This window comes from uncultured Thiodictyon sp. (genome assembly GCF_903946935.1).
Taxonomy (GTDB): domain Bacteria; phylum Pseudomonadota; class Gammaproteobacteria; order Chromatiales; family Chromatiaceae; genus Thiodictyon.
Window position 1 is genome coordinate 1 of sequence record NZ_CAJAXH010000145.1, and the last position, 3,807, is coordinate 3,807.

Consider the following 3,807-nt stretch of genomic DNA (forward strand, 5'->3'; position numbering starts at 1 on the left):
GCTTTCAGGTTCGTCCATCGGGATTCTCCAGTGTTGCGTGCTTGGCGGCTCACAACGCGGAGTTTCCTGGATGGACCCCCGGAAATGTCAAACTTTTGCTGTCTCCCCGGCAAAGCCGGGGGATTTCCCATTTTATTAAAAAGGTCCATGAGCCAAGACTTCGCCATCGGCAACCAGCACGGCCATGAAGACGGCCGCGGCGGCGACAACCGCCTGGCCGCCCGTGCCGCCCGGCGCCTGCTCGACCTCGGTTCCTACCTGCCCGGCGCGGAGAACCGCGACGATGAGTATCGCCGGGGCTATCTCGCCGGGTTCGAGGACGAGGTGCGCGTGCAGCGCGTCACCCCGGCCGCACCCGGCACACCCCGACCCACCGGAGCCGCCGCCATGTCCAACGCCACCTCATTCGCGCACCAGATCGAGTTGCTCCAGTCACTGCGGCACTACCTGAGCGAGTTTCAGGAACGCCTGCAAGGGGTTTCGGCCAACTACCAGCGCAAGGTGGACGCACTGCACGCCGAGGGCGGCCTGATGGACGAGACCTACCGCGACCTGGTGGAGCAGCAGGTGAGCGAGACCCGCGCCCTGATCGAACGGCTGGTGGAACACATCGGCGCCAACGACATCCCCGCGGTGCAGCGGGAGATCGGTTACCTGGAACAGAAGCTCTGAGCGCCACGCGCGCCGGCACCGCCCTGGCCCAACCGCCGCCATCCCGGCACCTGAGCGGCGTTGGCGTTGGCCCCCAAGGAACACCCCCATGCAAGACGAAACCCAAGACGCCGCCGCCTATCTCGCCGACCGGCAACGCCTGGACCAGGACCATCGCATGGCCCGCCTGCGCACCCTGGCCCTGGAGTTCGCCCCGACCCTGGGGCGGCTGCCCAATCTACAGCGCGAGCTGGAGCGGATGATGCAGCCGGGCGACGGCATCGACTACGACGCCCTGGCCGACCGCATCGAGCCCGCGCTGGAGCGGGCCGCCCATTTGCTGCTGGAACTGGATTTGCTGCCCGAGGCGGTGAGGCGCACTGCGCCGGTCGATGCCTTCGTTCACGCGATGGCGGCGACCGTCACCCCGCGGACGGTTCCGGCACTGGTGCAGAAGTTTCAGCAGGTCTGTGCTGAGGGACGGGAAGCCTTGGCGCAGGCACAGGCGGAGGCCGCGCGTCAGAAGCAGGCGGAGGCTGAGCACAAGATACGCGAGGAAGAGAAACGAAAGAAGAGAGATGCCACTGAGCGCAGCAGGGAGGCAGCACGCAGGGAGGACGAGGAGCGGGCAGTTGCACGTCAAGCCGCAGAGGCTGCACGGCAAACCGCGCAGGCAGCCGCAGAGGCCGCACGTCAAGCCGCAAATCAAGAGGAGCTTGAGGCTGCTGCCAGAAAATTGGCGGAGGCCCAAGCAATAGAAGAAGAGATGCAACGAAAGGCCAGAGAGAGCGCCGAACGCAAGTTGCGGGCAGAGGCAGAGGTTCTGGCCGCTGGTATGCGGGAGGAAGGCTATCAGGATAACGGTGACGGGACGGTAACCGACCCCCGCACTGGTTTGATCTGGAAGCGCTGTGCCGAGGGCATGGAATGGAATGGCGTGACCTGTACTGGTTCTCCCAAGAGATTTACTTTGGACGAAATTATGCCTCACGGGAGGCAGACATTATGGCCCGCTTTTGCCGGCGAGGATGATTGGCGCATACCAACCATTGCTGAATTGAAGACGCTGGTGCGAAAAGGCAGTGTTCCAACGATTGCGCGATGCGCTTTCCCAAATACGCCAGCAAGCGATTTTTGGTCATCATCCCGCCGTTGGGGATATCCCAATGAGAAGGAACACATCTGCTTTCGTACGGGAAAATCAAATCAATTCGGGGCCAGCTTTGAATACTTCGTCCGTCTGGTCCGTAGCGGATCATGAATTCGCTTCCATGCATTTGAGTCAAAAAACTAGCCCGTAGGTCGGGTTAGGCGCGTCCTTCCGGACGTGCCATTTGCGCCGAGCGTGGCGCGCGCCGTAACCCGACATGGCACCTGTAGCGTCGGGTTACGCTTCGCTAACCCGACCTACCCATGACAAAAAACCTTAGCGAGCTTGGCGCCTTGGCGTGACAACCGCCCTTTCCAGGTCTATCCCCATGCCCACCCTCCTGCAACTGCGCCTCGGCACCCTGGCCGCCGCCGACCACCGCAAGGCCCTGCTGCCCTACGACCCGCGCCAGCCGGTGGCGCTGATCCATGACGAGCGCACGGCCACCCAGGCCGCCGACCTGTTGGAGGGGCTGGCCCTGCAACTGTTGCTCAAGCACCCGCCGGGCCGGGCGCGGCTGGTGCTGTTCGAGGGGGCACCGAGCCGCGCCTTCGGCCAGCTCAAGCGGCTGTTGGCCGAGGCCCCGGCCCTGGGCGAGCAGGTCTTCAACCTCAGGGCCTTCAGCGAGCGACTCGCCGGGCTGGACGAACTGGCCCATCGCCGCTGTGCGCTGCTGGCCGCGGCCCAGTGCGCGGACCTTAGCGCCTACAACGCGGCCCACGCGCCGGAGCCCTTCGTCTATCTCATCCTCTCGGGCCTCGGCCCCGGGCTGGGGGAGGCGCACCAGCTCCACGCCCTGCGCAACCTGCTGCTGCACGGCCCGGAGGCGGGGCTGACTCCACTGCTGCTGGCCGCCGAGCCGCCCGCCGTCGGCATCGGCGAGCTGTGGCGCACGTCGGTGCAGGGGCTGCTCCAGATCCTGCCCGGCGCGGCCTTCGGCTTCGACCTGCGCGGCGGCGGGGTCGCCCCCTTCGCCGCCGCCGCGCCGGTGTGGCGGGTGCTTTCCCGCTTCCGGCCCGTGCTTGGGCTGGACGAGCCCCTGCGCCGCCAGTGGGCCGAGCGGCTACTGGCCGACCGGCAGGCGGCCGAGGCGCGCTCGACCCAGCGCGACTTTCTGCGGATCGAGATCGGCCGGGTTGGCGCGCACCCCCAGCACTTCGCCCTGGGGGAGGCGGCCGATGCCTACCACGCGCTGATCGCCGGGGCCAGCCGCAGCGGCAAGAGTACGCTGCTCAACCGCCTGATCCTGGAGGCCTGCGAGGCCTTCGGCCCGGACGCGCTGCGGCTGTGGCTGTTCGACTTCCGCGAGGGGGTGGAATTCACCCTCTTCGCCGGCCTGGCCCACCTGGACGCGCTGCACGTCGATAACGCCGACAAGGGCTATGCCATCGCGGCGTTTGCGCGTTTCACGGGGTTGATGAAAGAACGGACGGCCTTGTTTCTCCAGTGCCGCCCGCCGGTGTCGAAGATCGAGGACTACAACCGGGTCGCCGCGGTCCCACTGCCGCGCTGCCTGCTCATCGTGGATGAGGCGCAGTCACTATTCGATGACCGTGAGACCCGCCCCCACGCCAACCGCTTCATCAAGGAGGTGGCCCGCAAGGGGGCGGCTTACGGCCTGCACCTGATCCTCTGCACCCAGTCGTACCAAGAGGGCCATTTAGAGCCGGACGTGAAGGCCCAGTTTCACCTGCGCATCGGCCTGCACCTGTCCGGCTCACCGGAATGCCGCGCGCTCATGGGCCGTGACAATGAGGCCATGCTCAACCTGCCGCGCGGCAGTGCCGTGTATAACAACAGGTTCGGCGAGGTCGAGCATAACCGCATCGTCGCCCTCCACGACCTGCCGCGGGAGGAGCTGTTTGGGCTCTCTGGGAACCCAGTAGGTTATGATATACTTAAATTACATGATCTTACGAAGAACTGGAGGGCGCCATCGAGTCTAACACCACGTCACTTAAGCAAGCGATGGAGCTATTAATTGATCTGCCAAATATTCAAATCCA

General features: G+C 65.4%; 3 protein-coding genes. All 3 read left to right on the plus strand.

Features of this window, described 5'->3' with window-relative positions; translation table 11 throughout:
* Positions 1–147 precede the first annotated feature (147 nt).
* Entirely contained in the window at positions 148–672 is a 525-nt protein-coding gene (locus tag QZX93_RS13020) for a hypothetical protein (RefSeq protein WP_295386132.1), read from the plus strand.
* Between the two features lie 88 nt (positions 673–760).
* Complete coding sequence (locus tag QZX93_RS13025; RefSeq protein WP_295386130.1) at positions 761–1,912, plus strand: DUF1566 domain-containing protein; 1,152 nt, start codon at positions 761–763, stop codon at positions 1,910–1,912.
* 217 nt (positions 1,913–2,129) lie between these two features.
* Positions 2,130–3,782, plus strand: a complete 1,653-nt coding sequence (locus QZX93_RS13030; protein ID WP_295386128.1) for an FtsK/SpoIIIE domain-containing protein — start codon at positions 2,130–2,132, stop codon at positions 3,780–3,782.
* The last annotated feature ends 25 nt before the right edge of the window (positions 3,783–3,807 follow it).

Coding starts and splice junctions, on each gene's coding strand:
- QZX93_RS13020 (WP_295386132.1), top strand. CDS start 148: ATGAGCCAAGACTTCGCCATCGGCAACCAGCACGGCCATGAAGACGGC.
- QZX93_RS13025 (WP_295386130.1), top strand. CDS start 761: ATGCAAGACGAAACCCAAGACGCCGCCGCCTATCTCGCCGACCGGCAA.
- QZX93_RS13030 (WP_295386128.1), top strand. CDS start 2,130: ATGCCCACCCTCCTGCAACTGCGCCTCGGCACCCTGGCCGCCGCCGAC.